Here is a 2,545-nt window from a genome sequence, read left to right on the forward strand (position 1 = left end):
TGATCAGGTTATCGGTAAAGGGAAAAGATCAATTGGTTGTTACCGATTACCTGATTACCGATTACCTTGCACTTCATTTGGGTAAATAGTTACTATATTTCAATGGCTACACCAATAATCTTTTCTGTTATCTGATTTATTTCCATATCTTCTCTGTAAACTCTTGCGTCTCTGCGGTAAATTACCACCTGAACGGTTACTATTTTTCAATCTCTGAGAAATTGGCTATTTTTAAAAATAAACCGGCTATCATCGCCAATAACGCCAGTCTGTTCTTTCGTAACTCCTTATCCTCAACCATCACCATGACCTCATCAAAGAAATTATCAATTGGTTGGCGAAGTTGGGCTAATGTCCATAGATAGTTTGAATAATCCTTTTTTATCAGATAAGATTCTAATTCTTCTTTAATCCTTAGATAAACAGCATAAAGATTTTTTTCAGAATCTTCTACAAATAATTCCTTTCTGACTTCTGATTTGTGAGTTTTGATTTCTGTTTTCACGATATTCATTGCCCGTTTAAAGGCAATAATTAGTGGTTCAAAGTCAGCGGTTTTAGAAAATTTTGATAAAGCATCAGCCCTCTGGAGCACATCCAGAATATCATCTACACCTACGGATAATAAGCCTTGAGCTTGACTTGAAGTTACTATCCCTGGTTGTGAAAACATACCATTTATCAATATATTTTGCAATCTCTGGGTTAAAAAGGTTAACACCTCAATCGCTACCTTTTCTTTATCTCTTTTTATCTTACCCTCTAATAAAATCAAGGCATAGTCAATTAATTCCTGTAAAGATAAGGGAGGAATAGATGGGGTTGCGGGAATTTTAAAAAACTCAGCCGCTAAAATATTAATTATTCCCTGTGCCTGCCTTCTAAGTGCATACGGGTCTTCAGAACCACTCGGGATTAATCCAACACTAAAACAACCCACGATTGAATCTATTTTATCAGCAAGGCTCACGATGCTTCCAGTTAGGGTTTGTGGTAAAACCCCATCCGCCGAACTCGGTAAATAATGTTCCCAGATTGCTCTGGCAACATCTTTATCTTCACCCGAACTCAGGGCATAGTAATAGCCCATTATTCCTTGAAGTTTCGGAAACTCGCCAACCATTTCTGTGGATAAATCTGTCTTTGACAGTAATGCCGCTCGACTTGCCTTTGCGGTAATCTCTGGGGCTATTTTTTTCGAGATAAACCCGGCTAATTTTACAATTCTAAGTGTTTTCTCATAAACCGTGCCCAAATCCTCCTGCCAGACCCTTTCTTTTTCCTCCTCTACCCGTGATTCTAACGAAATCTTTTTATCTTGACTAAAAAAGAAAAAGGCATCGGATAGTCTTGCCGAAAGCACCCGCTCATTCCCTGCACGAATAATATTGAGCGTATCCTTAGTCACCTTTTCAGGATTAGTATTGGCGATGACTAAGAAATTTGGCAAAAAGTTATTTTCTTTATCGACAAGATGAAAATACCGTTGATGTTCGCGCATTGCCGAAACTAATACCTCTGGTGGTAATTTTAAGGATTCTTTTGCAAAGTTTCCCACAACCACCGTTGGATATTCTACTAAATAGAGAACCTCATCTAATAATTCATCAAGTTGCGGGGCAAGGCAATTATTATCTTCACAATATGCCTTTATCTCATTGAGAATCATTGTTCGCCTTTTCGCCTGGTTCACGATGACAAAATTTTCCTTGAGTTTATCTTCATATTCAGCCGGCTGATTAATTTTAATCACCCGGTTCGATAAAAATCGATGTCCATAAGAAATATTATCTGATTTCATACCGCTGAGTTCGAATTTTAGTTTCTCTTCACCCAAAAGGGCTAATATCCAGCGGACAGGTCGGGCAAAATAGAAATTTTTATCCTGCCAATACATCGATTTTGGGAAGGAGATAGATTTAATGACTTCCAGGAGGATTTTAGTTAAAACCTCTTTAGTTTCCTTGCCTGGCATTGTTTTATGTGCCAGGATATAGATACCTTTTGGTGTTTCTTTAAATTTTAATTCTTCTACGGCGATTCCTTGACTTCTGGCAAAGCCTATCGCGGCTTGAGTAGGTTTTCCGTCGGTGTTAAAAGCCGCATTCTTAGGCGGACCAATTGTTTCTGAAACTAAATCCTTTTGTCTTGAGGCGACCTCCTGAACATACAGCACTAATCTTCTTGGTGTGCCATAACTAAAAATACCCTTCTGTTCAATTCTTTCTTCTTGAAAAGCCGTATTGGTCAGGTTTTTTAACTGCTCCAGCGCCGGGGGAATATATCTTGCAGGTATCTCTTCTGTGCCTATTTCTAACAACAAATCTTTATTCATTCTGAAGATATTTTACTATACTTTTATATTTCTGTCAATAAAAATCGTAACTATTCACCCTGTAGGAAAGTAGGGAAGTAGGAAAGTAGGAAAGGGGAGACATTGTCCCCAGAAGAGGAATACCGTGCACATCCTTTATCCCTTTCCTACTACCTACTTGCCTACTATTTCCTCCTGAAAGTAGGAAGTAGGAGAGTAGGAAAGTAAGAA

At 38.2% G+C, this 2,545-nt stretch carries 1 protein-coding gene; it reads right to left on the minus strand.

Features of this window, described 5'->3' with window-relative positions:
• Nucleotides 1-199: 199 nt before the first annotated feature.
• Nucleotides 200-2,335, minus strand: coding sequence for a glycine--tRNA ligase subunit beta (glyS, locus tag AB1414_19060; protein MEW6609512.1), 2,136 nt, complete (start codon nt 2,333-2,335; stop codon nt 200-202).
• Between the last annotated feature and the right edge of the window lie 210 nt (nt 2,336-2,545).

Source organism: bacterium (genome assembly GCA_040755795.1).
In the GTDB taxonomy this organism is placed as follows: domain Bacteria; phylum UBA9089; class CG2-30-40-21; order CG2-30-40-21; family SBAY01; genus JBFLXS01.